We start from the raw sequence: 24,834 nt of genomic DNA on the forward strand, positions 1-24,834 counted from the left end.
TTTAAATAATCGCTTGCTTTATATCTTCTATTAGATCTTTTGTATTTTCTAAACCTACAGAAAATCGCACCGTAGCACTGGTTAAACCAATTTGGGCTAAATCCTCTTCTGAATAGGTTGCATGACTCATTTTAGCAGGAATTTCTACACGAGAATCGACTGTACCAAACGAAACTTTTTCTCCAAATAACTTTGTTTTTTTGATTACGGATTCAGCAATGCATTTATTTTGAAAATCCACAGTTAAAACGGCGGGAATAATTTTCATTTGTTTTCTAGCCAATTTATATTGTGGATGTGATACAGCCCCGGGAATTTGACTGATTTTACTTCCGAAAACTCCTGTAATTGATTTGCTAATTGCAAAGCGCTTTTTTCTTGCGCTTTCATTCGATATACTAAAGAGGGTAATCCTAAGGAAACCAAAAAAACATCAAAAGGCGATTGTGCTCTTCCTTGAGCATTAGCAAAATAATGCAATCTTTCAAACCAGTCTTCTGACTTAGCTACAATGGCTCCCGCCACCACGCTACCATGCCCCGAAACATACTTGGTTGCCGAAAAAACTGAAAAATCAGCACCAAGACACAAAGGTTGTTGTGAAGCAAAAGTTGCCATACTATTATCCACCGCAAAAACACAACTGTATTTTTTAGATAGCCATCCTATTTTTTGAATATCTATAATTTTAAGTCCTGGATTGGTAGGGGATTCACATAACATCAATTTTATGGCTTTTGATGCCAGTATAGACTCTACTTCTTCTTGATTCGTAAAATCAGCAAACTCCACCTTAATATTACTTTTTTCAAGAAGAATATGCAACAAACGATACGTACCTCCATAGCAATCTCTTTCTACTAAAACCACATCACCTGACCGAAGGACCGTTTCAAACAACAACGCAAGCGCACTAATTCCGGTATTGGTACAAATACAACCAAAACCGTTTTCTGCTTTAGCAAAGATGGTTTCTAAAGCATTGCGTGTAGGATTATCTGTTCGGGAATAATCATACAAAAAATCAGAATTCTGCTGGCGTTTATAATCAAATGTGGCTGTATTATAAATAGGCAAATGAGTAGCACCATAAGCATCCTTAATTCCGCTATATTGTGTAAGATTAGCCAATAAAGTTTCTATTTTCATTTTTTATTTTATAAAAATTAATTCAAAAAAAACCTCTGCTTTTTGCAGAGGCACCGTTGCGTTTCTTAAATTTTAGACAATAGTAACTCTGGAGAAACTGGTTCTCATCATACACATCTTATATTTAGGCAAGTACTTTTTCATCTAAAAATCAAAACAAGGCAAAACTAGATCAATATTCTTTAAAAGTAAAATAAACAGTTTATTTTTCTAAATTTTATTACAAAAACACATTTTAAACAAAATAAAATCTAAACAAAAAGATTGAAATAAAACTAAAAACTAGAAAACAATAAAATTTCAAATCAACAATTTATCCAAAAAAAAGTTAATAATTATTTAGAATTCAAATTCCTTTCATACATTTGCATACGTTTATAAGAGGAAAAATTTGAACTGATTGCAACCTCTTTCTGAAAAAGTTTGGGTATCAAAAGACGCTTAACTTCTTCAGGATAAAAAATGCTAAAGCAGTAACACTACTCTTTAGGCAATCGCTGCAAACTATTTCCTCACTAATTTCACAAAATAAAAACTAATATATGGCATATTTATTTACGTCAGAATCAGTGAGTGAAGGACACCCTGATAAAATAGCTGATCAAATCAGCGACGCATTGATTGATAACTTTTTAGCTTTTGACCCTTCTTCCAAAGTCGCTTGTGAAACATTGGTTACTACAGGACAAGTAATTTTAGCTGGAGAAGTAAAATCAAAAACTTATTTAGATGTTCAAAGTATTGCTCGCGAAGTAATCAAAAAAATTGGTTATACCAAAAGCGAATACATGTTTGAAGCCAATTCTTGTGGCGTTTTATCCGCTATCCACGAACAATCAGATGACATTAATCGTGGTGTAGACAGAATTACAGCTGAGGCTGATTTTGAAACAAAAGCAAATGCGCAAGGTGCTGGTGATCAAGGCATCATGTTTGGTTATGCAACTAACGAAACGGAAGACTATATGCCTTTAGCCTTAGACTTGTCGCACAAATTATTACAAGAATTAGCCGATTTACGTAGAGAAAATTCAGCCATTACATACTTACGTCCAGATGCAAAGTCACAAGTTACTTTAGAATACGATGATAATAACAAACCTGCTCGTATTGACGCTATCGTAATTTCTACACAACATGATGATTTTGCTGAAGAAGCTGAAATGTTAGCTAAAATCAAAAAAGACATCATTGAAATTTTGGTTCCAAGAATCATTGCTAAATACCCACAATATGCCCATTTATTCAACGATTCAATTGAATACCATATCAACCCAACAGGAAAATTCGTAATTGGAGGTCCTCACGGAGATACAGGTTTAACAGGTAGAAAAATTATCGTAGATACTTATGGTGGTAAAGGAGCTCACGGTGGTGGTGCATTCTCTGGAAAGGACCCTTCAAAGGTAGACCGTTCTGCTGCGTACGCTACACGTCATATAGCTAAAAACTTAGTAGCTGCAGGGGTAGCAGATGAAGTTTTAGTACAAGTTTCTTACGCTATTGGAGTAGCTAAACCTTGTAATGTATATATAAACACTTATGGAACAGCTAAAAATGGCTTAACAGATGTTCAAATTTCTGAAAAAGTAAATGAATTATTTGACTTAAGACCTTATGCCATTGAACAACACTTAAAATTAAGAACACCTATATATAGCGAAACGGCTGCTTATGGACACATGGGACGCAAAAATGAAACGGTAAAAAAACGTTTTATTTCTCCTTCTGGCGAAACCAAAGAGGTGGAAGTTGAATTATTTACTTGGGAAAAATTAGACTTTGTAGATAAAATTAAAACGACTTTTAACTTATAATAGCACATAAAAACAAAAACGGCCTTGTCATTTTAATTGCAAGGCTGTTTTTATTTTCATATCTTTCTAATATGAAAAAACTGCTATATACTTTATTACTACTGCTTACCCTTTTTACATCTGCTCAAACTTATAACATTATCCCTTCCCTAGCAAGCTCTAAATCAATTGAAGCTGATGAGTATATTGGCGAAGATAACACAGGTTTCTTATATTTTATCAAAAACAATACCCTCTTCAAAACAAAAAACGCTGAAAAATACCAATACAAAAACATTTCATTAGGCAAAATTACCAGAGTTGACTTACAAAACCCTTTACGAATCTTGCTTTTTTTTGAAAACTTCAACATCGTTATTGCATTAGATAACCAATTAAATGAGGTACAAAAATTAGATTTTAATAACATAGACAACACCATTACTTTAAGTGCCGCTGGAACATCTGCCTTAAACAACTATTGGATTTTTAATCAAAATAATCAACAACTATTACGCTATAATTACACAAAAAACACAACACAGCCAATTGGCGTAACTTTTGAAAAACCAATTAAGGATTACTTTTGTTCTTACAACGAATTTTTATGGATAGACACAACAAACCATCTTTATCAATGCAACTTTTTTGGAAAGAGAACATTCATAACCCAAATTCCTGAATATGACAAAATTGCCCTAGACAGTGAAAAGAACATAATATATCAAAAAAATGGAACTCTTTTTCTTTATGCTATTCAAACACAAAAAACCTATCTTATTGAAAATATTAAAAATTCAATCATAAGTTTTCACTACAAAAACCAAAATTTAGCTATTTTTACAGCTCAAGAAATTACCAATTATAAAATTATTTTACCCTAATGCATATAGCAGTTGCTGGAAATATAGGAGCTGGAAAAACCACTTTAACCAGACTTCTATCTAAACATTTCAAGTGGGAACCTCATTTTGAAGATGTAGATGAAAATCCTTATTTAGATGATTTTTACCATTCTATGGACAGATGGAGTTTTAATCTTCAGATTTACTTTTTAAATAGCCGTTTTCGTCAAATTTTGAAAATTAGGGAAAGCGGTAAGAAGATCATTCAAGATCGAACTATCTACGAAGATGCTCATATCTTTGCTCCTAATTTACATGCTATGGGATTAATGAGTAATCGCGATTTTGAAAACTATACATCTTTATTTGAATTAATGGAAAACCTAGTAGGACCACCCGACTTATTAATTTACCTAAGAAGTTCAATCCCGAACCTTGTAGGTCAAATTCACAAACGCGGACGTGATTACGAAAATTCCATTTCTATTGATTATTTAAGTAGGCTAAATGAGCGCTATGAAGCATGGATACAAACTTACAAAAAGGGAAATTTGTTAATAATTGATGTTGACAACATTAATTTCGTTGATAACCCCGAAGACTTAGGAATGATTATCAACAAAATTGACGCAGAAATTAATGGCTTATTTTAACGGAATACATTCTCTTTCAAAATAAAAATAGTCCTTTTAAAAACAACAAAAACCAGAATGAAAAATCTGAATTTCATTCTGGTTTTTCTATTTATTATCATTCTTTTTTACCCTAGATTACACATTAGATTATCGTTGCAATAATACGCAGTAAATTTGTAATCTTGAATTTAGGTTTACACTAAAATAACAATACAAAAAACAACTTATTTTCTTCAATACGCCGTTATTTTAATTGAAAAACAATTGTCAGCACACAATAGTACCAGCTATTAAACTTGTTCTTATGACTCTGCTAACAAAAATAATTAAGGAACGATTAAAAAATCAAATCCGAATATACTTTTCAATGGTAAAGGAATGCGGATGTTTTTCATCTTGAGGATGAAAAGTAGACTCTTTTAACTCCCATTTATTTTGCTCAATATAAGGAAAATAGGTATCCGCCTCCAAAAAACACGCATGTACTCGTGTTAATTCAATTTCATCTGCTAAATCAATAAACTGTTTATAAACCTCTCCTCCTCCAATGATGTATACATTTTGATCTACAGGACAGGTTTTCAGTGCTTCTTTAACGGAATTAACCAAAATACATTCTTTTGGAACAAAATATGTTTTTGATCTAGTTATAATAACATGGGTTCTGTTAGGAAGAGGCTTCGGAAAACTCTCAAAAGTTTTTCGCCCCATAATAATATAATGTCCAGTTGTTAACGATTTAAAATGCTTAAAATCATCTGGCAAATGCCAAAGTAAGCTATTATCTTTACCTAGTTCATTTTTTTGCCCAGCAGCAGCAATTAATATAATTTTTTTAGGCATTTTTTTGAATATCTTTTTGAAGTTGTTCCAGTTTGCGTTGTTGTTTGAAAACTAATTTTTCAATTTGTTCTCGTTCCCATTTTTTATTCATAAATCGTTCCGTTATAAAAACCCGAATAAAGTGCAAAACAAAGAAAAAGAACCAAATCATCACAATCCAAAGAGACCAATTAGAATCAGGAAAGGTATTTAATATATAATGGGCAAATAATAAAAACAAACTAGCTGTAAACCATATCATAAAATGAACATACAAGCGTTTTTTTTGTTTAATTCGCAGGCGGGCATATTCATATAATTCATGTTGATTAATATCCATTTATCTTTTTTTAAATTGCAACTTGACCTTTAATATGCGGATGTGGATCGTAATCTTCTAAAGTAAAATCTTCCCATTTAAAATCAAAAATATTTTTAACATTAGGGTTTAAGATCATTTTAGGTAATACACGAGGCTCTCGAGTTAATTGTAGTTGTAATTGTTCTATATGATTATTATAAATATGTACATCTCCAAAAGTATGAATAAAATCGCCCACTTGTAAATTGCATACTTGCGCAATCATCATGGTTAACAAAGCGTATGATGCAATATTAAAGGGAACTCCTAAAAAGACATCGGCACTTCTTTGGTATAGCTGACAAGACAACTTACCGTCTGCTACATAAAACTGAAAAAAGGCGTGACAAGGAGGTAAGGCGGCTTTTCCGTTAGCAACATTTTCAGTAAATGTTTTTTTATCATCAGGCAAAGCGGAGGGATTCCATGCAGAAACTAACATTCTCCTACTATTTGGATTATGCTTTAATGTTTCTATTAACTCTGTTATTTGATCTATTTCTTCATTATTCCAATTACGCCATTGATGGCCATATACAGGCCCTAAATCACCTTTTTGATCTGCCCATTCATCCCATATCCGCACTCCATTTTGTTTAAGGTATTGAATATTGGTATCGCCTTTTAAAAACCAAAGAAGTTCATAAATTATAGATTTCAGATGTAGTTTTTTTGTGGTTACGATAGGAAATCCTTCATTTAAATCAAAACGCATTTGATAACCAAAAACACTTTTAGTTCCTGTTCCTGTTCTATCTCCTTTTTGATTTCCGTTATCTAAAACGTGTTTAACTAAATCTAAATATTGTTTCATCTTTGAATTTATTGAACTTTTATTATCTTAACCCATATCGACTAACAAGCTAATAAAGAAGTCTTTTTTACAATTCTCTCTTATTGATCTCATCTCGAATTTTAGCCGCTTTTTCATAATCTTCATCTTGAACCGCTTCTTCCATAAGATCATTTAATTCCGCTAAGCTTAACTTGGAATAAGTCGAAGTATTCTCCTCTTGTTCTGGGACTTGATGAGCTTCAGTTGCCGAAAGTACATCTTCATCAGCTACTATATTTTCATCTGAAGAGGTATTTAAATAAATACCTGCTTTATCTAAAATATTCTTATACGTAAAAATTGGAGCATCAAATCGCAACGCCAATGCTATAGCATCAGAAGTTCTAGCATCAATAATTTCCTCAATTTTATCGCGCTCACAGATCATACTTGAGTAAAAAACACCATCTACTAATTTGTGTATAATTACTTGTTTAACAATTATATCAAATCGATCTGCAAAATTTTTAAACAAATCATGGGTAAGAGGTCTTGGAGGACGGATTTCTTTTTCTAAAGCTATTGCAATTGATTGTGCTTCAAAAGCCCCTATGACAATAGGTAATTTCCGATCTCCTTCTACTTCATTTAAAATCAAGGCATACGCTCCATTTTGTGTTTGGCTATATGAAATCCCTTTTATAGATAGTCTGACTAAACTCATTTTTTTTGGCTGTGAATATATCTTGCAAAGTAACAAAAAACTTTGTACTGTTAATAAAAAAAGAGCCATAATATGGCTCTTTTAAAAATATTTTAAGGGAAAAAATTATGAATTTTGAGCTTTAAATGCTTTTAATTTTTCAATTAAAGTAGGAACCACTTGAAAAGCATCTCCCACAACACCATAATCTGCAACTTTAAAGAAAGGTGCTTCTGGATCAGAATTAATTGCAACTTTTACTTTAGAGGAGTTAACTCCTGCAATGTGCTGAATTGCGCCTGAAATACCAACAGCAATATATAAATTAGTTGCAACTGGTTTTCCAGTTTGCCCAACGTGTTCGCTATGAGGTCTCCATCCTAAATCAGAAACAGGTTTCGAACATGCAGTTGCAGCACCTAAAACACTTGCTAACTCTTCAATCATCCCCCAATTTTCTGGTCCTTTTAAACCACGACCACCTGAAACGACTACATCTGCATCTGCAATAGTCACTTTTCCTGATCCTTTTTCTACGGACTGTGTTTGTACACCAAAATCGGCATCCGAAATAGCTGGAGTAAAATCTTCAGCGTTAGCAGCGCTAGCTATTTCTAGCAATCCAAAACTATTTTTTGCTATAGCTAATACTTTTACATCAGTATCAATTTGTGTAATATTAAATGCTTTGTTTGAAAAAGCATTTCTTTTTACTTGAAATGGAGAAGTACTTACTGGCAAAGCCACTACGTTAGAAGCATATCCCGCATTTAGATTTACTGCTACAAGTGGAGCTAAATATAATGAATCTGTAGTAGAAGATAACACTACAACTTTAGAACTTTCTTTTTCTGCAGCTTGTTTGATAACATCTGCATAAACTTTAGCGTTAAAATTATTTAATTTATCATTAGATACCGTTAATACTTTATCAACACCGTATTTTCCTAATTCCGAAACATCTCCTGCATTAATTGTTAGGGCTGTTACGGTAGTACCTGTAGAGTCTGCTATTTTCTTTGCGTATGAAGCTAATTCAAATGCTACTTTTTTGAATTTACCTTCCGCTGATTCTGCGTATATTAAGATTGACATAATTTTTATTATTTTTTTACATTGAATTATATATTTTAAATGATGTATAATCTCATTTAAAATTTAAAATTAGATAACTTTAGCTTCGTTGTGTAATAAGTTAATAAGTTCATCCAAATTATCAGGACTCACTAATTTTACTTCTTGTTTTGGTGCTGGTTTTTCAAATTTCACTGCTTTTGTTGCAACATCTGCTCCTAGTGGTTCAACTACATTAAGAGGTTTTGTTCTAGCAGTCATAATTCCACGCATATTAGGAATACGTAAATCTTTTTCTTCTACTAATCCTTTTTGACCTCCTACAATAAGAGGCAATGTTGTTGTAACAACTTCTTTTCCTCCATCAATTTCGCGAGCTGCTGTTACGGTATTTCCTTCCACTTTCAAATCTATACATGAATTAATGAAATTATAACCCAATAAGCCAGCAGTCATACCGAGAACCATTCCGCCATTATAATCCAATGATTCTTTTCCCGCGATTATTAAATCAAAACCACCCTTTTTAATTACTTCTGCTAATTGTTTCGCTACAAACAAACCATCTGTAGGGTTTGCATTTACACGAATTGCATCATTTGCTCCAATAGCTAACGCTTTTCTTAAAGTAGGTTCTGTATCAGCTTCTCCAACATTTACTACAGTAACTGTAGCACCTTGTTGCTCTTGAAACATCACAGCCCTAGTCAATCCAAATTCATCATTTGGATTAATTACATATTGCACACCATTGGTATCAAATTCTGAATCACCATTGGTAAAATTGATTTTTGAAGTAGTATCAGGTACGTGACTGATGCAAACTAATATTTTCATTGCTAATCAAATTGGTTTAAAAAATTATAGAATTACAAATATAATTAAAATATAGATACAATTATTATGCGTGCATAATAATTTTTTATCATTTTTTAATTAGTTTCTCTTTTAATTTAGTGGATGATGCTTTAAAATTTTATATTTTTGCGATTCATTTTATAGAATCTAAGAACATTTTATGAGAACGATACAGTTTAGAGAAGCCATTTGTGAAGCGATGAGTGAGGAAATGCGTCGCGATGAGTCGGTGTATTTAATGGGAGAAGAAGTGGCTGAATATAACGGAGCTTATAAAGCTTCAAAAGGAATGTTGGACGAATTTGGATCTAGACGCGTTATAGACACACCAATTGCCGAGATGGGATTTTCAGGCATAGCAGTAGGTAGCGCAATGAACGGTTGTCGTCCAATTGTAGAATACATGACATTTAATTTCTGCCTTGTTGGGGGTATTGATCAGGTTATTAATAATGCTGCCAAAATGAGACAAATGAGTGCTGGACAATTTCCAATGCCAATGGTTTTCCGAGGACCTTCTGCTTCAGCTGGACAGTTAGCGGCTACCCACTCACAAGCTTTTGAAAATTGGTTTGCCAATTGCCCTGGATTAAAAGTTATTGTTCCTTCTACCCCTTATGATGCAAAAGGACTTTTAAAATCAGCTATCCGTGACAATGACCCTGTTATTTTCATGGAATCAGAACAAATGTACGGTGATAAAGGAGAAGTACCAGAAGGAGAATACACTATTCCTATTGGAGTGGCAGATATTAAACGCGAAGGTAAAGATGTTACTATTGTATCATTTGGTAAAATTATTAAAGAAGCCTATATTGCTGCGGATGAACTAGCTAAAGAAGGAATTTCTGCTGAAATTATTGATTTACGCACAGTTCGCCCTATGGATTATGACACTATTTTAAACTCTATTAAAAAAACAAATAGATTAGTAGTTTTAGAAGAAGCTTGGCCTTTTGCTTCCGTAGCTTCTGAAATTACATATATCGTTCAAGAAAGAGCATTTGACTACTTAGATGCTCCTATTCAAAGAATTACTACTGCTGACACACCAGCTCCTTACTCACCAACTTTATTAAAAGAATGGTTACCAAACGCGCAGGATGTGATGAAAGCCGTTAGGAAAGTATTGTATAAATAATAACTATATATATGCTATTTATTATAAAGCTCCATCTTTGATAAAATGATGGAGCTTTATTCTTAAGTATATACCAATTTTCAAGAATATGCAAAAAAAGGTTAGTTTTTTTATAATATTGTTTTTTACATTATTTACAAATGCGCAAACAAAAATTAGCGGTATAGTGTATGATGATCAAAATCTACCATTACCGTTTGCAAATATTTACTTCAAAGGAAACAAAACAGGTATTTCTTCGGATGTAAATGGTGTTTTCCACATTGAATCTCCAAACGATTACAAAGCAATTATTGTTAAATACGCAGGTTTTGAAGATACAGAAGTGGAATTAAAAACAGCCAGCATAAGCAATCTAAAAATTGTTATGTCTACAACTAAACAACTAAAAGAAGTTGTTGTGGTAGCTAAACCTAAAAAACATTTAAAAAAGGAAGAAAACCCTGCTTATAAAATCTTACAGCAAATTTGGAAAAACAAAAAGAAAAATGGTTTACTCTCTTCCAAATCATACCAATATACGCGATACACATCAATAGCAAATGGATTAAGCAATTTAGACAGTGTCTTCCTAAAAAGAGTTTTAGGCAACCATTACGATAGTGTTATAAAAATTGCTGAACAAAAAAGAATCAAACAAATTATATTATCCCTACTTACTTAAAAGAAACAAATGAAAAAGTCTACGGTAATAATATAAGCAATAAATTTAAAGAGGTCATAGAAGGTGAACGCACTACAGGTCTAGCGGACAAAGGATTCATGATGGAAAAAATAGGTAATTTCATTAAACCTTTTGACGTATACGACGACGACGTAGTGATACTTAACAAAGTTTTTATGAGTCCTCTATCAGTAAGGGGATATAGTCAATATGAATATGTTTTAAAAGATAGCATTCAAGACGGTAATAAGAAAATTTATGAAATTTTTTATTTCCCTAGAAATAATCAAGATTTACTTTTCCAAGGATCCTTTAAAGTGAGCGATAAAAACTTTGCTATTACTGAAGTCTACCTTCGTAATAATCCTAAAGTAAATTTAAATTTTGTAAGAAACCTTTCTATTGAAAAAATTTATAACATACAGGATAATGACATCTACTTACCTGAACGCGAAACCTATGAAGGTGATTTTACATTTTTCTCTAAAGAAGATGGAGAAAAAGGCATGTACTTGAAAAAAAACATTCTTTATTCAGACTATATTTTCAATCAAGAACTAGCTCCTCACTTTTATGATCAAACAGAAGTACAAACATTAGCCAATCAATTTGAAAAAGGAGATGATTACTGGAAACAACTCACCACTCGTGAAGCGGGAATAAACAATACAAGAAAAATCATTACAGACTTAGGAAACAACAAAAGAATAAGACGCGTTACCAACTTAATCACCATACTTACCTCTGGTTATTTTACCGTTTTTAAAAACATACAATACGGTTCTTTGTACCAAACTTTTTCAAACAATAATATCGAAGGTCTTCGACTAAAAGCGGGCTTTAGAACATTTACAAGTCCGAATGACTTATTTAGAGTAAATGGATACATGGCTTATGGCACATTAGATCATGCTATAAAATTCGGACTTAGTACCCGTTACTTATTTAACAGCAATCCCCGTATTACGTTAGGGGCAGGTTTTTTAAAAGACAATTTACAACTAAGTAGTGTAGGACTAGAAGAATCAGAACTTATTGCCACAGGTCCCAGTACAAATGTAATTATAGCAAGAGGAGAAAATTACAGCCTAACAAATGTTGAAAAAAGCGTTTTAAGCACTGATTATCAACCTCACAACAACTTAAAATTCAATTTAAGTTTCGTTCATCGTTTCATGAAATCTGCCAATGTTAACCGATTCTCATTAGCTTATGATTACAACGGAGAAATTAAGAACACACTAACTGATTTTGCCATTACTTGCGGTCTTTTTTACACCCCTAAACGAGATGTTTACGGTTTTGGAGTAGACCAAACCTATACAGGTCGACTATACAGTACGTTTGCTCTTAAATACACACATGGTATAAAAGGAGCATTTAATGGACAATATAATTATGATAAAATTCAGTTATTATATGAGAAACCTTTACAACTAAGCAACTTTGGCGTTTTACGAACAACCTTAGAAGGAGCTAAAGTTTTCCAAAAATTACCCTTAAATTTATTAACGCCAATTGTTGTAAATCAAGCTTACTCTATTTCTCCTAATTCATTTTCATTATTAGACTATTATGATTTAGTTACAGATCAATATTTTTCTTTGCGACTTGAACATCATTTTAACGGTTATCTATTTAACAGAATACCTTTGCTAAAAAAACTAAAATTAAGAGAAGTATTATTTTACAAAACTATTTGGGGGAGCATTTCACAAAGCAACAAATCAATTAATCATTCATCAATAAACTACAATGCACCAACCAATGGCTATTCCGAATATGGTTTTGGTATTGAAAATATTGGTCTAGGAAATTTCAAACCTATTCGTGTAGATTTTATTTGGCGTTCAGCATTTACAGATATCAATAGCAATATTCCGCCTACTTTTGGTGTGCGTTTTGGTTTCTTCCCTGAATTCTAAATAAAAAAGTTAAATATTTAAAAGAAAAGGATTCTATTTTTGGGCAAATCACAAGTCAATATGGTTTGCCCTTAACTAATCCCTTTCTTCTCCCCCTAAAGAATATAAAAAATAGTTCCTTTAAATAGTAAAACAACTATTTTCTATCCATTCCGCAAAACTTACTTATAAATAACGAAGCCTAAAAAAAATTAAACTTACTAAATATTTCAAAAAACATTAGATACAAAACGCGGAAAAGATGATTTTATATACCCAAAACGAGTCCACTTATAAAATTCATACATCGTTTTTGTCTAACACATTATTATTTTCAAAAACGAAATAAAAATCACATATTAATACTAACCGACTCGTTTTCAACATCAAGATAAACAACATATATCTAAAAACTAGCCTTTCCAATTTCCATATTCAAAATTTTAACGTACCTTTGCACCCTCAAAATTAAATATATAAAATAATGACTACTGATAAAATCACTACGTTTGACGTATTAGTCGAAATCCCTAGAGGAAGCCGTAACAAATATGAATATGATTTTGATTTAAAAAGAATGCGTTTTGATCGCATGTTATATTCTTCTATGATGTATCCAGCCGATTATGGTTTTATTCCTGAAACTTTAGCTTTAGATGGAGATCCGCTAGATGTTCTGGTTTTGGTTACTAAACCAACATTCCCGAGCTGTGTCGTAGAAGTAAAACCTATTGGGGTTTTTAACATGGCAGATGACAAAGGATCAGATGAAAAAATTATTTGTGTTCCTATTTCTGACCCTATCTGGAATAAATTAAATAATTTATCAGACATAAATCCACATTTACTAAAGGAAATTGAACACTTTTTCGAGGTTTATAAAGACCTAGAAAACAAAGAAGTAGATGTTCAAGGATGGGGTGATATTACGGAAGCTCAAAAACTTATAAAAGAATGTATTGAACGATTTAATGCCTTAGAAAATAAACCAGAAGGATTATTTAGCATAAAATAATTTCTCTTTCCTTTTATAAAAGGAAAAATAAGTTCCTAACTATACAATTCAAAAGCGGTATTTTTCAAATATCGCTTTTTTTATTAGCCTTAAACACTGTTTTCGACAAACTTGTAAATAAACACCTATAATAAATCTTCAAATATTAAAAGTAAAATTATCCCCCCTTTATATATTTTCACTTTTAAAATAATATCTATAAAACATCTTAAAAAAATAGCCCCCTTTAAGTTTTTAGTTTAAACCCAAATTTTGGCTGAAATATAAAAAAGCTTCCATTTAGAAGCCCTTTGAGACAATCAATAATCAAACACCATCTTATCTCGTATAGAATAATTTTAGCTAAGTTAGATAGAATTATACAACTCCTCCTTCCCAGAGTGACAAACAAAACAGTGATTTATTTACTATAAAAATGATTCGTAATCTTGTCATTTATAAAATAGAAGCAAAATCACATACCTTAAACAATGTAATTTCTCCCTTGATTCGAAGTAACAAACTACAACCGGATTACGGCTTTTGCTCCCTATCTACAAGATTTTTTTGTTCCTTTTTGTCTATCCATCTCACGTATGAAGTCTAATACCAAATTCTAGTTAAAAAACACTAGTAACCACAACTCCTTTTTATTATTTACCAATACATTTTTCTTTTTTTTATTCAAAAAACAAAGTGAAGTTATTTTTTTAACAAAACATTTGTTTTTTCTTTAAAAATACAATATATTTGACTTAGTTATATTTCCATAAATGGTTATTATTATTAAAAAACAAATATACTATGATACCACACAAACAAAACAATTTACCTACATACTTACAAAAACCTAACACCCCCAAATCATTCCTTATATTATTTTTAGGTATCTACATCCCTTGTATTTTTTATTTTTTTTAAATCTTTATAAATATGTCATTTAAATCTAAACTAGTAGTAGCAGGAAAAGAGTACACCGTATTAAACGTAAATTACGGGTTATTTCAAGAAACAGACGCAACAGGTAGACCTTCTACCGTAACAAGAGGAGGTAAAATTGAGTTAACTATTGAAGGAACAGCAGACACTTCGTTCTTTGAGTGGATGACCAACTCTTTTGAAAGAAAAGACGGTAGTGTAAAATTCTTTAAAAGAGATAGCGATGCTGTTTTAAAAGAATTAAAATTCTCAGAAGCTTATGTTGTAAAATTCAGAGAAAACTTCGACTCAACTGGCGTAAACCCATTAACCGAAACCTTTACTATTTCAGCTAAAAAAATTGAATTAGGATCAGGCGCTTACCAAAACGAATGGGTATAACAACACCTAAGAGGCTGTCCTAAAAGGTCACAATCTTATCATTTCAATTAAAGGAAAAACCAAGAGTTTTGCCCAAATAGGAGAAGCAAATCACATATTACTGTGACTTCTCCTATGGTCGAAGTGACAACTAAAGATTGATTTTTCACTTTTCAGACAGCCTCTTTTTTAACCCAGATTCCGGATTAGACTTCGTTGTGAAACAAAATTTTTCAATAAATTCAAGTGCTCACGGAAAATTTTAGAAGAAGAAATAGTCAACTATTTTGATGATTAAAATTTGAGTACGTGCTTGAATTTGAAGAAAAATAAAGTGGAATAGATTTACTTCGTCTATTCGCTACGCTCGGGTCTAATGCGTAATCTGGGTTTAATTCCTTCTTTTAAAAACACTATAAAAATTTAAGACATGTCATTTTTAGCCAAATTAGAATTAGACGGTAACACCTATAATATCTTAAACTGCGATTATAATTTCACACAAGAAATAGATGCAACAGGAAAACCACAAGGCATGCCCCAAGGAGGTGAAATCAACATCCGTATAGAAAGCAACGGCAAAACCAACCTACTACAGTGGATGCTAGACCATAGTCAAACCAAAAACGGTACCATTATTTTCTTTCGTAGAGACGCTATGAGCAAATTACAAGAACTAAAATTTGAAAAAGCCTTTTGTGTATCCTTTTCCGAGTTCTTTGATTCCCAAAACAACCAACCCTTACAAATAGCCATGCGACTCATAGCCAAACGTTTTACACTAAACGATACCACCCATGAAAAAAAATGGAAAGACTAACAAAACCAAACAACTAAAAAACACAGACCATGGAAACCTATAACAGCGATTATGGCAGACTCAATCATCCTGATGATCTAGCTAAATACGCCTCCGTTGGCACTTTTAAAGACTTTTTAGCCGATAAATCAAGCCCCTTAGTTTACTGTACCCTAACAGTAGAGGGCAAATCCTTTTTAGAAAAATCCCATTTTGATCTAACACTTGACCAAAAAACCAACGAACACGACACCTTTACTATTGCAACCCGTGCCGATTCCCTAGACAACCAAGAAGCATACATCATGGAAAACTCTAAAAGTTATCTAGGCAAAACCATACACATCCACCTACATCGATTTGGTGAAATAAAACAAACCTTTACAGGCATTATAACCCATCTGAACCTTTTAAAAAAAAATGGATACAGTCAGTTATACATTACAGGACACGCACCGACCATTATGCTAGAACAAGGCTTAGAATGCCAAAGTTTTGAAAACAAAACCCTAGAACAAATCATACAAGAAATAACCGCCGAATATCCAAAAGACAACTTCAACCTAATTACCAAAAACGGCAACACCCAACATGTAATCCCTTACACCGTACAATACAACCAAACCGATTACCAGTTCCTAAAACAATTGGCCATACGCTATGGCGAGTACCTGTATTATGACGGACAAAGCTTGGTATTAGGCAATAAAGTAGGCCCTAAAATAATTGTATTAGAAGAAAACATAGACCTAATACATGTATCTTTTGAACTATCGGTAAAACCACAACAATTTACCTACACCACCTACTATACAGAATCAGGAGACAACCTACAACGAGATAGCGCCTTTGCTCAATTACAAAGTAAATTTAACCCCTACCAACTCGCAGCCCTTAAAGCTTCAAAAGACGTATTTCATAAAAAACCCAACAAACTCTACAATCAAACCGGAATTAGTAGCAAAACAGACCAAGAACTACAAGATGCCGTAAGAAAACAAAAAGAGCTACGCGAAAGCCTTATGGTGGTAAAAGGCAAAAGTAAAGATCCCCAACTCAAACAAGGCGATCTAACCAAGCTAATTGATATTAACGACAAACCGATGGAAACCTATCGGATCATAGAAATCAAACACTTTCATGATGGTAACCAGTACTACAACGAATTTGTAGCCATACCCGATTTGTGGACACCTCCTTATTTTGACGATAGTGCTTATCCTAATTGCGAAGAACAAACCGCACGGGTAGTAGACAACAACGACCCTATGGGCATGGGACGTGTACGGGTACAATTTCCATGGCAAGAAAGAAAAAACCAAAAAACCCCTTGGATTAGGTTAATACAACCCCACTCAGGAGCAGGCAAAGGCTTTCATTTTATCCCCGAAATAGGCGAGGAAGTACTGGTTGGTTTTGAAAGTGGCAACGCCGAAAAACCTTTTGTACTAGGCACTCATTATAACGGTGCCGCAACCAGTGGGTATCATACTAGCGGGAATGATGTAAAAGCCATTCATACCCGTAGTGGAACTAAAATTATTCTAAACGATGCCCAAGGCTCTGTTTTTATAGAGGATCCTAGCGGTAACACTTGGACGATGGACGGTCATGGGAATATTAATGTAAATGCGCCAAAGAATTTCATAGTAAATGCAGGCGAAGATATGATTATTAACGTGGGTAAAAACATGACAACCTCCGTTGGAATGAATATATCTGAAAGTGCAGGAATGAATAAAAATGAAACCATTGGGGCCATGAAAAACACTACCGTTGCAATGGATATGATGACCATGGTAACAGGAAAGTTGACGGAGATTATTGAAGGTGATGTGCATAGTGAAACTAAAAGCGGTAAAACTTCTGTAAATTCAGGAAAAGGAATGCAAACCTCTAGTAACGGAAGTATTAATAAGCATTCAGATAAAGAAATCCAAAATAATTCAGCTGAAAAATCTAAACAACATTAATAATGAGTAGAACTAGAATTGTTGGAGGAAAAATTACAGAAATTGTTGGTGGTGAATATAATATATATTCCACAGGCAATATAATTTATAATTCTCAAAAAGAAGTTACCGAAACAGCTAAAGAGGGCATAAAATATGGCAGCCCTGAGAGTCCTCCTTTAGGACCTAAACCAGAAATCAAACCTAAATGTTTAGTCTATTTTAGACCGCACGATAATTATGACGGTGAGTTTGGTTTTGATTGGCTTCGAACTGGCGATACCAAAAAGAAAGGAGATACTTGGTTTGGTAATATTATGGGAAAATATTATGAAAGCGATAATGTAACCATTTTTAAAGACACTAATCACTGGAATACCAATTTTAAAAAAGATCTTCGAATGTATGATCGTTTACTTCGAGATTATACCCTTTTTAACATTCCTTGGAAACAAAAAAAAGGAAAAAATGCTTTTATTTACCCAACACCAATTATCACATTATTAGAAGGTAAAACTGCAACTTTCAATTTAAAAATAGAAATAGAAGAATTACCCAAAAAATTAACATTGGAGTTTAAAGAAAAGGAAGCTTCAAAACATTTATCACTAAATGTACAACAAATTGGTGGTCTAAGTATAGGCAAACATACCAAATCGAATTTTTTAAAAATAACGTGCAATAAAGCTTTTGACACTACACAAACCTTGTATATAAAAGCAGATGGTGAAATTTGTGGCGCTTTAAAAATACACCCCAATACTCCTAAATTCAAAAAGAAGATTAATGTAGTATTTGTAAATGTGTGGACAGACATTAATGGAGTTGATGTTAAAGGAAAAGCAGTTGCTGGAGGTAAAGATTTTTTTAAAAAAATGCTTGAATCAAGCGTTAGTGATTCCAAATTTAGTAGTTGAGACACAAGATTTAGATTGTACAGGCAACTTACTATGGAATACTTTTAGAAATAAATTTTGTACCTATGGACAAATTAATAAAAACAAAAAAGGGTATAAAGTAACTAAAGATAGTGGACTTAAAAGTTATCTAGAACAACAATTAAAAGATCAATTTGGCAATAAATATAAAGGCTATTATACTGTGTTTTTTATAGGCGAAAAAGCAGACTGGAATGGTTTCTCCTATTTCAATAGTACATTTGGAGTTTATTTTGATGGCCATAACAGAGGTACACTAGCCCACGAATTAATGCACGCTATGACTCTAGCACACACATTTGATGGGTTATCAGCTTCAGCTAAATTTACTTACCAAGCTAGAACTACTGATAATATTATGGATTATAGTCATCAATTAACTCCTCCTATTGATCGAAAAATAATCTATCACTGGCAATGGAAACTTTTAAATTCCAAAATTTTATAACGATGAGAACATTTTTAAAAATTTTACTTTTAACTCTCCTAATAAGCTTAGTAACTTGTAAAGGACAAACTAAAAATACTATGGTAGAAAAATTTGATTTTGAAGTGTATAAAAAAACAGAATATGGTGAAAATAGATATTTAAAAAATGATGGGTTTGAAATAATTGAAATGGCTTTTATGAAAGATAAAAAAGGTTTTCAAAGAGAATTTGAACCAAAACCGTCTTTTAAAAAAATCTACAAAAGGTTTTATGGTAATGGAAATCTAAATAGTAAAGAAACCTACATAGGTGAAAATGTTAAAATAGGCATTTCTGAATATTATGATGAAGACGGTACTTTAGATAAAAAAGTAAATGAAGACGAAAAATTCGGCAAAATTAAATATACCGATTGTTTAGCCTTTTTAGAGAAAAAAGGCTACATCGATTTAAAAACAGGTAAAGGAAGAGAAGATAAAGATGGCAGACCACTTTTCGAATTTTATTTCAATGATGAAGATGGGCATAAATCTTGGGTAATTTCTATTATCAAAGGAAAGCCTAATAATGCCATACCTACCGGTCCAGGGGAACCACTAGATGCTTTGCCTTTAGATTTTATAATGGATGGAGAAACAGGAAAAGTGACTGAAGAAAAGTAAAGTTTAGGCTTTTATCTTAAATTAGATAAAAGCCTTTATTATAAATTAATAAGTTTTTCAGATTACCGCTGAAAAATGGAAACTTTTAAATTCCAAAATTTTATAACGATGAGAACATTTTTAAAAATTTTACTTTTAACTCTCCTAATAAGCTTAGTAACTTGTAAAGGACAAACTAAAAATACTATGGTAGAAAAATTTGATTTTGAAGTGTATAAAAAAACAGAATTTGGATGGAAAAATTACGAAAAACCAAATGGGTTTGAAGTTTTTGATATTGGTTTTGATAAAGAAAAAGGTGGGTCATTAAGAGAGAGAGCTCCAAAACCTTATTTTTATGTTGTTTACAAAGAATTTTACGCTAATAGCAATTTAAAAAAGAAAGAAACCTACATAGGTGAAAATGTTAAAATAGGCATTTCTGAATATTATGATGAAGACGGTACTTTAGATAAAAAAGTAAATGAAGACGAAAAATTCGGCAAAATTAAATATACCGATTGTTTAGCTTTTTTAGAAAAAAAGGACTATATCGATTTAAAAACAGGAAAAGGAAGAGAAAACGAAAATCAAAGTCCTGTTTTTGAATTAGATTATAGTGAGTCTGATAATTTATGGTACATTACAGTTGTTGAAGGAAAAGTTATAAAAACACCACCAGACAATAGTATTGGCGAACCAAGTGGCTGGTTACCTTTAGTTTTTAAAATGGATGGCGAAACTGGAAAAGTAACAGAAGAAAAATAAATAATTAGGTTTCCAAAAATAACTGGAAGCCTTTTTAATGATATTTCACAGCATACATTTGATAGACTTTCTGTTACTGCAAAATTTACCTATATGGCAGGTCAAACAGATAATATAATGGATTATTCCCATCAGCCACAATTTGGTAATATCAGAATGAAAATAATTTACCATTGGCAATGGAAACTTTTAAATTCCAAAATTTTATAACGATGAGAACATTCTTAAAAATTTTACTTTTAACTCTCCTAATAAGCTTAGTAACTTGTAAAGGACAAACTAAAAATACTATGGTAGAAAAATTTGATTTTGATGAATATTCTAAAAGAACATCAGCGGTACATATTTTCCACAAAAATGATACTATATATGAAATGGTTTACAACCCTAAAAGAGGTGGCCATATGTATATAACATTGCCAAACCCCTCTTTTTTTAAAATATATAAAGAATTTTATGTCAATGGGAATTTAAAAAAGAAAGAAACCTATATAGGAGAAAATGTTAAAATAGGCATTTCTGAATATTATGATGAAGATGGTAATTTATATAAAAAGATAAATGAAGATGAAAAATTTGGTAAAATTAAATATACCGATTGTTTAGCTTTTTTAGAAAAAAAGGACTATATCGATTTAAAAACAGGAAAAGGAAGAGAAAACGAAAATCAAAGTCCTGTTTTTGAATTAGATTATAGTGAGTCTGATAATTTATGGTACATTACAGTTGTTGAAGGAAAAGTTATAAAAACACCACCAGACAATAGTATTGGCGAACCAAGTGGCTGGTTACCATTAGATTTTATAATGGATGGCGAAACTGGAAAAGTAACAGAGGAAAAATAAATAATTAGGCTTCCAAAAATAACTGGAAGCCTTTTTAATGATATTTCACAGCATACATTTGATAGACTTTCTGTTACTGCAAAATTTACTTATATGGCTGGTCAAACAGATAATATAATGGATTATTCCCATCAGCCACAATTTGGTAATATCAGAAGGAAAATAATTTACTATTGGCAATGGAAACTTTTAAATTCCAAAATTTTATAACGATGAGGACATTTTTAAAAATTTTACTTTTAACTCTCCTAATAAGCTTAGTAACTTGTATAGGACAAACTAAAAATACTATGAGTGAAAAATTTGATTTTGAAGTGTATAAAAAAACAGAATATGGTGAAAATAGATATTTAAAAAATGATGGGTTTGAAATAATTGAAATGGCTTTTATGAAAGATAAAAAAGGTTTTCAAAGAGAATTTGAACCAAAACCGTCTTTTAAAAAAATCTACAAAAGGTTTTATGGTAATGGAAATCTAAATAGTAAAGAAACCTACATAGGTGAAAATGTTAAAATAGGCATTTCTGAATATTATGATGAAGACGGTACTTTAGATAAAAAAGTAAATGAAGACGAAAAATTCGGCAAAATTAAATATACCGATTGTTTAGCTTTTTTAGAAAAAAAGGACTATATCGATTTAAAAACAGGTAAAGGAAGAGAAAACGAAAATCAAAGTCCTGTTTTTGAATTAGATTATAGTGAGTCTGATAATTTATGGTACATTACAGTTGTTGAAGGAAAAGTTATAAAAACACCACCAGACAATAGTATTGGCGAACCAAGTGGCTGGTTACCTTTAGTTTTTAAAATGGATGGCGAAACTGGAAAAGTAACAGAGGAAAAATAAATAATTAGGCTTCCAAAAATAACTGGAAGCCTTCTTAATGATATTTCAGCTTACGTTTGACGGACTTCTGTTACTGCAAAATTTACTATTTGGCAGGTCAAACAGATAATATTATAGTCATCAATTAACTCCTCCCATTGATCGAAAAGTAATCTATCACTGGCAATGGAAAGTATTAAACTCCAAAATTTTATAATATGAAGGCATTCTTAAAAATTTTACTTTTAACTCTCCTAACAAGCCTATTTGCTTGTAAAGGACAAAATAAAAACAAAATGATAGAGAAATTAGATATAAAAGAATTAGAAAAAGAGGGTACAAAAACACCAATAAATAATACGGAATATTCGTATGAACTTAAGAAACAATTTAATGATGGTTCTTCGTATAATTTGTCTGGAAGTAAAACAGAAGGAGGATATGTTAAAAAGAAAAACTCCCAAATCCATCATTTCTTAAAATTTATAAAGAATTTTATGTGAATGGTAATCTCAAACGTAAAGAAACTTACATAGGAGAAAATGTTAAAATAGGCATTTCTGAATATTATGATGAAGATGGTACTTTAGATAAAAAGATAAATGAAGATGAAAAATTTGGTAAAATTAAATATACAGATTGTTTAGCCTTTTTAGAGAAAAAAGGCTACATCGATTTAAAAACAGGTAAAGGAAGAGAAGATAAAGATGGCAGACCACTTTTCGAATTTTATTTCAATGATGAAGAGGGGCATAAATCTTGGGTAATTTCTATTATCAAAGGAAAGCCCAATAATGCGATACCTACTAGTCTGGGAGAGCCATTAGATGCTTTACCATTAGATTTTATAATGGATGGCGAAACAGGAAAAGTAACAGAAGAAAAATAAATAATTAGGCTTCCAAAAATAACTGGAAGCCTTTTTAATGATATTTCACAGTATACATTTGATGGATTTTCTGTTACTGCAAAATTCACCTATATGGCAGATCAAGACAACATTATGAATTTTCAGATATTGCCTTACCTGTATTCACAACCTATCAGTGGCAATGGAAAATTGTAAAATCAAATGTACAGTAAGATGAGAAAAAGTATTTGCTTAAATCAAACTAATCCCCAAAAAAAATATGTGAGCCATTTGTTTTGCGAACCAATAAACAAAACCGATGCTTGGTAAAGACATAATTATATCAATTTTTTGTTTAATAGATGATATTTTACAAGGAATTGACCATAAAGAAGACATTAGAAGACGTGTTAGTGATAGTGAAATTATTTTAACCCTGATTACACGTTAGAGATTTTAAAAAAATATATTTTATTGATTGTTAGTACTATATAAAATTACGAACTAGAATTATCAAACAAATAAACCTTCTATTTCAGTAAGTTATAAAATTTATTTTTTCTAATGCGTAATCTGGATTAAACATTTATCTGTACTCAGAAAATTGGGATCCTCTCCATAAAGGCACTTCTTATTTTATCGAAAATAAAGAAGACCCTAGAAGTTTTTCTAGCAAAGAAATATCTAACTATCAAGACGAAGATGGAATTGCAACATTTGGTTTTGTGAAATGTAAAAATGATTCAATAAAAAAATAGGAATCATTCGATATTATGACAAATACGGTGACTTTTACAAACCAGACACAATTATAGGTAAATGTAAATAAATGCTTGAATATTATTTTTAGTCAAATTCCTACTGTATAGAATTTCGAGATTCGTATCTACCATAATATTTATGAGAATATAAACGACCTCATATCCTAAATTTGAAATCTAATTTTAGGAAAAGACATCTATTTATCAACCAGCAAGTTTATTCTTCATTCAAAATTAAATTTTATATTTGCTCCAAATATTTTTTTATGTCCATTAGCACAAAACCTTATAAAAATTCCGACTCAAGCAAAAAGAACAAGTCTCTAAAATGTTTGATACGATTTCTCATGAATACGACCGTTTAAACCGTGTGATATCATTTGGCATAGACGTGCAATGGCGAAAAAAAATTGTAAAACTAGTAGGCTCTATACAACCTAAAAAAATATTAGACATTGCCACTGGAACAGGTGATTTAGCCATATTAATGAAAGATACGCAGGCTCAAAAAATAATAGGCTTAGATATTTCTTCAGGAATGTTAGAGGTTGGACGAGAAAAGATAAATAAAAAAGGATTATCTAACCAAATTGAACTCATACTTGGAGATTCTGAAAATATTCCTTTTGAAGACAATAGTTTTGACGCTATAACGGTAAGTTTTGGTATTCGAAACTTTGAAAATTTAGAAAAAGGCCTTTCTGAAATTCATCGAGTATTAAAACCAAAAGGAATCTTTGTGATTTTAGAAACCTCAGTACCTGAAAAATTCCCTTTTAAACAAGGCTATTATTTTTATACTCAAATGATCATGCCTCTAATTGGAAAATTTTTCTCTAAAGATAAGGTAGCTTATCGCTATTTAGCAGATTCAGCATCTATTTTTCCTTACGGAGAGGCTTTAAACAATATTTTACAAAAAATTGGGTTTATAAATGTAAAGCACGCTCCACAAACTATGGGCGTTGCAACAATTTATTCTGCTTCAAAAAAATAAAAA

Annotated in this window: 24 protein-coding genes and 3 pseudogenes; 20 read left to right on the forward strand and 7 right to left on the reverse strand. The window is 31.7% G+C overall.

Translation table 11 applies throughout. The annotated features are described in order from the left end of the window. Position 1: 1 nt before the first annotated feature. Positions 2–1,149, reverse strand: a pseudogene (locus JJC05_RS06055) (trans-sulfuration enzyme family protein). A 542-nt stretch (positions 1,150–1,691) separates the two neighbouring features. On the opposite strand from JJC05_RS06055, the gene metK reads away from it, so the two are divergent. From metK to JJC05_RS06070, 3 genes are all read left to right on the forward strand, one after another. Then, entirely contained in the window at positions 1,692–2,966 is a 1,275-nt protein-coding gene (gene metK, locus JJC05_RS06060; RefSeq protein WP_088391191.1) for a methionine adenosyltransferase, read from the forward strand. Between the two features lie 71 nt (positions 2,967–3,037). Then, entirely contained in the window at positions 3,038–3,829 is a 792-nt protein-coding gene (locus tag JJC05_RS06065; RefSeq protein ID WP_105195632.1) for a hypothetical protein, read from the forward strand. Then, complete coding sequence (locus tag JJC05_RS06070) at positions 3,829–4,443, forward strand: deoxynucleoside kinase (RefSeq protein ID WP_105195631.1); 615 nt, start codon at positions 3,829–3,831, stop codon at positions 4,441–4,443. Before JJC05_RS06065 ends, JJC05_RS06070 begins: the two co-directional genes overlap by 1 nt. Before the next feature lie 327 nt (positions 4,444–4,770). On the opposite strand, the gene JJC05_RS06075 is transcribed toward JJC05_RS06070, so the two are convergent. From JJC05_RS06075 to JJC05_RS06100, 6 genes are all read right to left on the reverse strand, one after another. Next, complete coding sequence (locus JJC05_RS06075) at positions 4,771–5,268, reverse strand: dihydrofolate reductase (protein WP_105195630.1); 498 nt, start codon at positions 5,266–5,268, stop codon at positions 4,771–4,773. Continuing rightward, on the reverse strand, positions 5,261–5,587 hold the full coding sequence (locus tag JJC05_RS06080; RefSeq protein WP_088391199.1) for a 2TM domain-containing protein: 327 nt from the start codon (positions 5,585–5,587) through the stop codon (positions 5,261–5,263). The genes JJC05_RS06075 and JJC05_RS06080 overlap by 8 nt, the downstream gene beginning before the upstream one ends. A gap of 10 nt (positions 5,588–5,597) precedes the next feature. Continuing rightward, positions 5,598–6,422, reverse strand: coding sequence for a thymidylate synthase (locus tag JJC05_RS06085; RefSeq protein WP_088391201.1), 825 nt, complete (start codon positions 6,420–6,422; stop codon positions 5,598–5,600). A 67-nt stretch (positions 6,423–6,489) separates the two neighbouring features. Further along, the gene (locus JJC05_RS06090; RefSeq protein ID WP_235878563.1) at positions 6,490–7,107 is read right to left on the reverse strand and encodes a bifunctional nuclease family protein; all 618 of its coding nucleotides are present in this window, start codon (positions 7,105–7,107) and stop codon (positions 6,490–6,492) included. A gap of 105 nt (positions 7,108–7,212) precedes the next feature. Next, complete coding sequence (locus JJC05_RS06095; RefSeq protein ID WP_105195627.1) at positions 7,213–8,181, reverse strand: electron transfer flavoprotein subunit alpha/FixB family protein; 969 nt, start codon at positions 8,179–8,181, stop codon at positions 7,213–7,215. A gap of 69 nt (positions 8,182–8,250) precedes the next feature. Continuing rightward, positions 8,251–8,997, reverse strand: coding sequence for an electron transfer flavoprotein subunit beta/FixA family protein (locus JJC05_RS06100; protein ID WP_235878565.1), 747 nt, complete (start codon positions 8,995–8,997; stop codon positions 8,251–8,253). 181 nt (positions 8,998–9,178) lie between these two features. On the opposite strand from JJC05_RS06100, the gene JJC05_RS06105 reads away from it, so the two are divergent. The 17 genes and pseudogenes from JJC05_RS06105 to ubiE all read left to right on the forward strand — a co-directional run bounded on the left by JJC05_RS06105 (position 9,179) and on the right by ubiE (position 24,831). Then, a complete protein-coding gene (locus JJC05_RS06105; protein WP_105195625.1) occupies positions 9,179–10,159 on the forward strand; it encodes a pyruvate dehydrogenase complex E1 component subunit beta in 981 nt (326 codons plus the stop codon). A gap of 88 nt (positions 10,160–10,247) precedes the next feature. Continuing rightward, complete coding sequence (locus JJC05_RS06110) at positions 10,248–10,823, forward strand: carboxypeptidase-like regulatory domain-containing protein (RefSeq protein ID WP_235878567.1); 576 nt, start codon at positions 10,248–10,250, stop codon at positions 10,821–10,823. A gap of 32 nt (positions 10,824–10,855) precedes the next feature. Continuing rightward, positions 10,856–12,748 (forward strand): DUF5686 family protein, encoded by a 1,893-nt coding sequence (locus tag JJC05_RS06115; protein ID WP_258929669.1) that lies wholly within the window; start codon positions 10,856–10,858, stop codon positions 12,746–12,748. Between the two features lie 463 nt (positions 12,749–13,211). Then, positions 13,212–13,742: an inorganic diphosphatase gene (locus JJC05_RS06120; RefSeq protein ID WP_235878568.1), complete on the forward strand. Its 531-nt coding sequence runs from the start codon at positions 13,212–13,214 to the stop codon at positions 13,740–13,742. Between the two features lie 912 nt (positions 13,743–14,654). Then, positions 14,655–15,041: a type VI secretion system tube protein TssD gene (gene tssD, locus JJC05_RS06125; protein ID WP_105195469.1), complete on the forward strand. Its 387-nt coding sequence runs from the start codon at positions 14,655–14,657 to the stop codon at positions 15,039–15,041. A gap of 409 nt (positions 15,042–15,450) precedes the next feature. Continuing rightward, positions 15,451–15,840, forward strand: a complete 390-nt coding sequence (gene tssD, locus JJC05_RS06130) for a type VI secretion system tube protein TssD (protein WP_088395034.1) — start codon at positions 15,451–15,453, stop codon at positions 15,838–15,840. 29 nt (positions 15,841–15,869) lie between these two features. After that, positions 15,870–17,792: a type VI secretion system Vgr family protein gene (locus JJC05_RS06135; protein WP_235878569.1), complete on the forward strand. Its 1,923-nt coding sequence runs from the start codon at positions 15,870–15,872 to the stop codon at positions 17,790–17,792. Between the two features lie 2 nt (positions 17,793–17,794). Beyond that, positions 17,795–18,688 carry a hypothetical protein gene (locus JJC05_RS06140; RefSeq protein WP_235878570.1) on the forward strand — a complete coding sequence of 298 codons (894 nt, stop codon included), beginning with the start codon at positions 17,795–17,797 and terminating at the stop codon, positions 18,686–18,688. Then, complete coding sequence (locus JJC05_RS06145; RefSeq protein ID WP_235878571.1) at positions 18,651–19,157, forward strand: zinc metalloprotease; 507 nt, start codon at positions 18,651–18,653, stop codon at positions 19,155–19,157. The genes JJC05_RS06140 and JJC05_RS06145 overlap by 38 nt, the downstream gene beginning before the upstream one ends. A gap of 2 nt (positions 19,158–19,159) precedes the next feature. Continuing rightward, a complete protein-coding gene (locus JJC05_RS06150) occupies positions 19,160–19,801 on the forward strand; it encodes a hypothetical protein (protein WP_235878572.1) in 642 nt (213 codons plus the stop codon). Between the two features lie 108 nt (positions 19,802–19,909). After that, complete coding sequence (locus tag JJC05_RS06155) at positions 19,910–20,548, forward strand: hypothetical protein (RefSeq protein WP_235878573.1); 639 nt, start codon at positions 19,910–19,912, stop codon at positions 20,546–20,548. 212 nt (positions 20,549–20,760) lie between these two features. Beyond that, on the forward strand, positions 20,761–21,393 hold the full coding sequence (locus JJC05_RS06160) for a hypothetical protein (RefSeq protein WP_235878574.1): 633 nt from the start codon (positions 20,761–20,763) through the stop codon (positions 21,391–21,393). Positions 21,394–21,683: 290 nt separating this feature from the next. Next, a complete protein-coding gene (locus JJC05_RS06165; RefSeq protein ID WP_235878575.1) occupies positions 21,684–22,244 on the forward strand; it encodes a hypothetical protein in 561 nt (186 codons plus the stop codon). Between the two features lie 197 nt (positions 22,245–22,441). Further along, positions 22,442–22,726 (forward strand): hypothetical protein, encoded by a 285-nt coding sequence (locus tag JJC05_RS06170; protein WP_235878576.1) that lies wholly within the window; start codon positions 22,442–22,444, stop codon positions 22,724–22,726. Then, entirely contained in the window at positions 22,723–23,112 is a 390-nt protein-coding gene (locus JJC05_RS06175; RefSeq protein WP_235878577.1) for a hypothetical protein, read from the forward strand. Before JJC05_RS06170 ends, JJC05_RS06175 begins: the two co-directional genes overlap by 4 nt. Positions 23,113–23,392: 280 nt before the next feature. Beyond that, positions 23,393–23,515: pseudogene (locus tag JJC05_RS06180) on the forward strand (IS982 family transposase); the annotation flags it as partial. A gap of 585 nt (positions 23,516–24,100) precedes the next feature. Then, positions 24,101–24,831 (forward strand): annotated as a pseudogene (gene ubiE, locus JJC05_RS06185) (bifunctional demethylmenaquinone methyltransferase/2-methoxy-6-polyprenyl-1,4-benzoquinol methylase UbiE). Positions 24,832–24,834 lie beyond the last annotated feature (3 nt).

The organism is Flavobacterium davisii, assembly GCF_019565505.1.
GTDB classification, from domain to species: domain Bacteria; phylum Bacteroidota; class Bacteroidia; order Flavobacteriales; family Flavobacteriaceae; genus Flavobacterium; species Flavobacterium davisii.

Excerpts from the sequence above, each read along its gene's own strand:
- metK (WP_088391191.1), top strand. The coding sequence starts at position 1,692 with ATGGCATATTTATTTACGTCAGAATCAGTGAGTGAAGGACACCCTGAT.
- JJC05_RS06065 (WP_105195632.1), top strand. The coding sequence starts at position 3,038 with ATGAAAAAACTGCTATATACTTTATTACTACTGCTTACCCTTTTTACA.
- JJC05_RS06070 (WP_105195631.1), top strand. The coding sequence starts at position 3,829 with ATGCATATAGCAGTTGCTGGAAATATAGGAGCTGGAAAAACCACTTTA.
- JJC05_RS06075 (WP_105195630.1), bottom strand. The coding sequence starts at position 5,268 with ATGCCTAAAAAAATTATATTAATTGCTGCTGCTGGGCAAAAAAATGAA.
- JJC05_RS06080 (WP_088391199.1), bottom strand. The coding sequence starts at position 5,587 with ATGGATATTAATCAACATGAATTATATGAATATGCCCGCCTGCGAATT.
- JJC05_RS06085 (WP_088391201.1), bottom strand. The coding sequence starts at position 6,422 with ATGAAACAATATTTAGATTTAGTTAAACACGTTTTAGATAACGGAAAT.
- JJC05_RS06090 (WP_235878563.1), bottom strand. The coding sequence starts at position 7,107 with ATGAGTTTAGTCAGACTATCTATAAAAGGGATTTCATATAGCCAAACA.
- JJC05_RS06095 (WP_105195627.1), bottom strand. The coding sequence starts at position 8,181 with ATGTCAATCTTAATATACGCAGAATCAGCGGAAGGTAAATTCAAAAAA.
- JJC05_RS06100 (WP_235878565.1), bottom strand. The coding sequence starts at position 8,997 with ATGAAAATATTAGTTTGCATCAGTCACGTACCTGATACTACTTCAAAA.
- JJC05_RS06105 (WP_105195625.1), top strand. The coding sequence starts at position 9,179 with ATGAGAACGATACAGTTTAGAGAAGCCATTTGTGAAGCGATGAGTGAG.
- JJC05_RS06110 (WP_235878567.1), top strand. The coding sequence starts at position 10,248 with ATGCAAAAAAAGGTTAGTTTTTTTATAATATTGTTTTTTACATTATTT.
- JJC05_RS06120 (WP_235878568.1), top strand. The coding sequence starts at position 13,212 with ATGACTACTGATAAAATCACTACGTTTGACGTATTAGTCGAAATCCCT.
- tssD (WP_105195469.1), top strand. The coding sequence starts at position 14,655 with ATGTCATTTAAATCTAAACTAGTAGTAGCAGGAAAAGAGTACACCGTA.
- tssD (WP_088395034.1), top strand. The coding sequence starts at position 15,451 with ATGTCATTTTTAGCCAAATTAGAATTAGACGGTAACACCTATAATATC.
- JJC05_RS06135 (WP_235878569.1), top strand. The coding sequence starts at position 15,870 with ATGGAAACCTATAACAGCGATTATGGCAGACTCAATCATCCTGATGAT.
- JJC05_RS06140 (WP_235878570.1), top strand. The coding sequence starts at position 17,795 with ATGAGTAGAACTAGAATTGTTGGAGGAAAAATTACAGAAATTGTTGGT.
- JJC05_RS06150 (WP_235878572.1), top strand. The coding sequence starts at position 19,160 with ATGAGAACATTTTTAAAAATTTTACTTTTAACTCTCCTAATAAGCTTA.
- JJC05_RS06155 (WP_235878573.1), top strand. The coding sequence starts at position 19,910 with ATGAGAACATTTTTAAAAATTTTACTTTTAACTCTCCTAATAAGCTTA.
- JJC05_RS06160 (WP_235878574.1), top strand. The coding sequence starts at position 20,761 with ATGAGAACATTCTTAAAAATTTTACTTTTAACTCTCCTAATAAGCTTA.
- JJC05_RS06165 (WP_235878575.1), top strand. The coding sequence starts at position 21,684 with ATGAGTGAAAAATTTGATTTTGAAGTGTATAAAAAAACAGAATATGGT.
- JJC05_RS06170 (WP_235878576.1), top strand. The coding sequence starts at position 22,442 with ATGAAGGCATTCTTAAAAATTTTACTTTTAACTCTCCTAACAAGCCTA.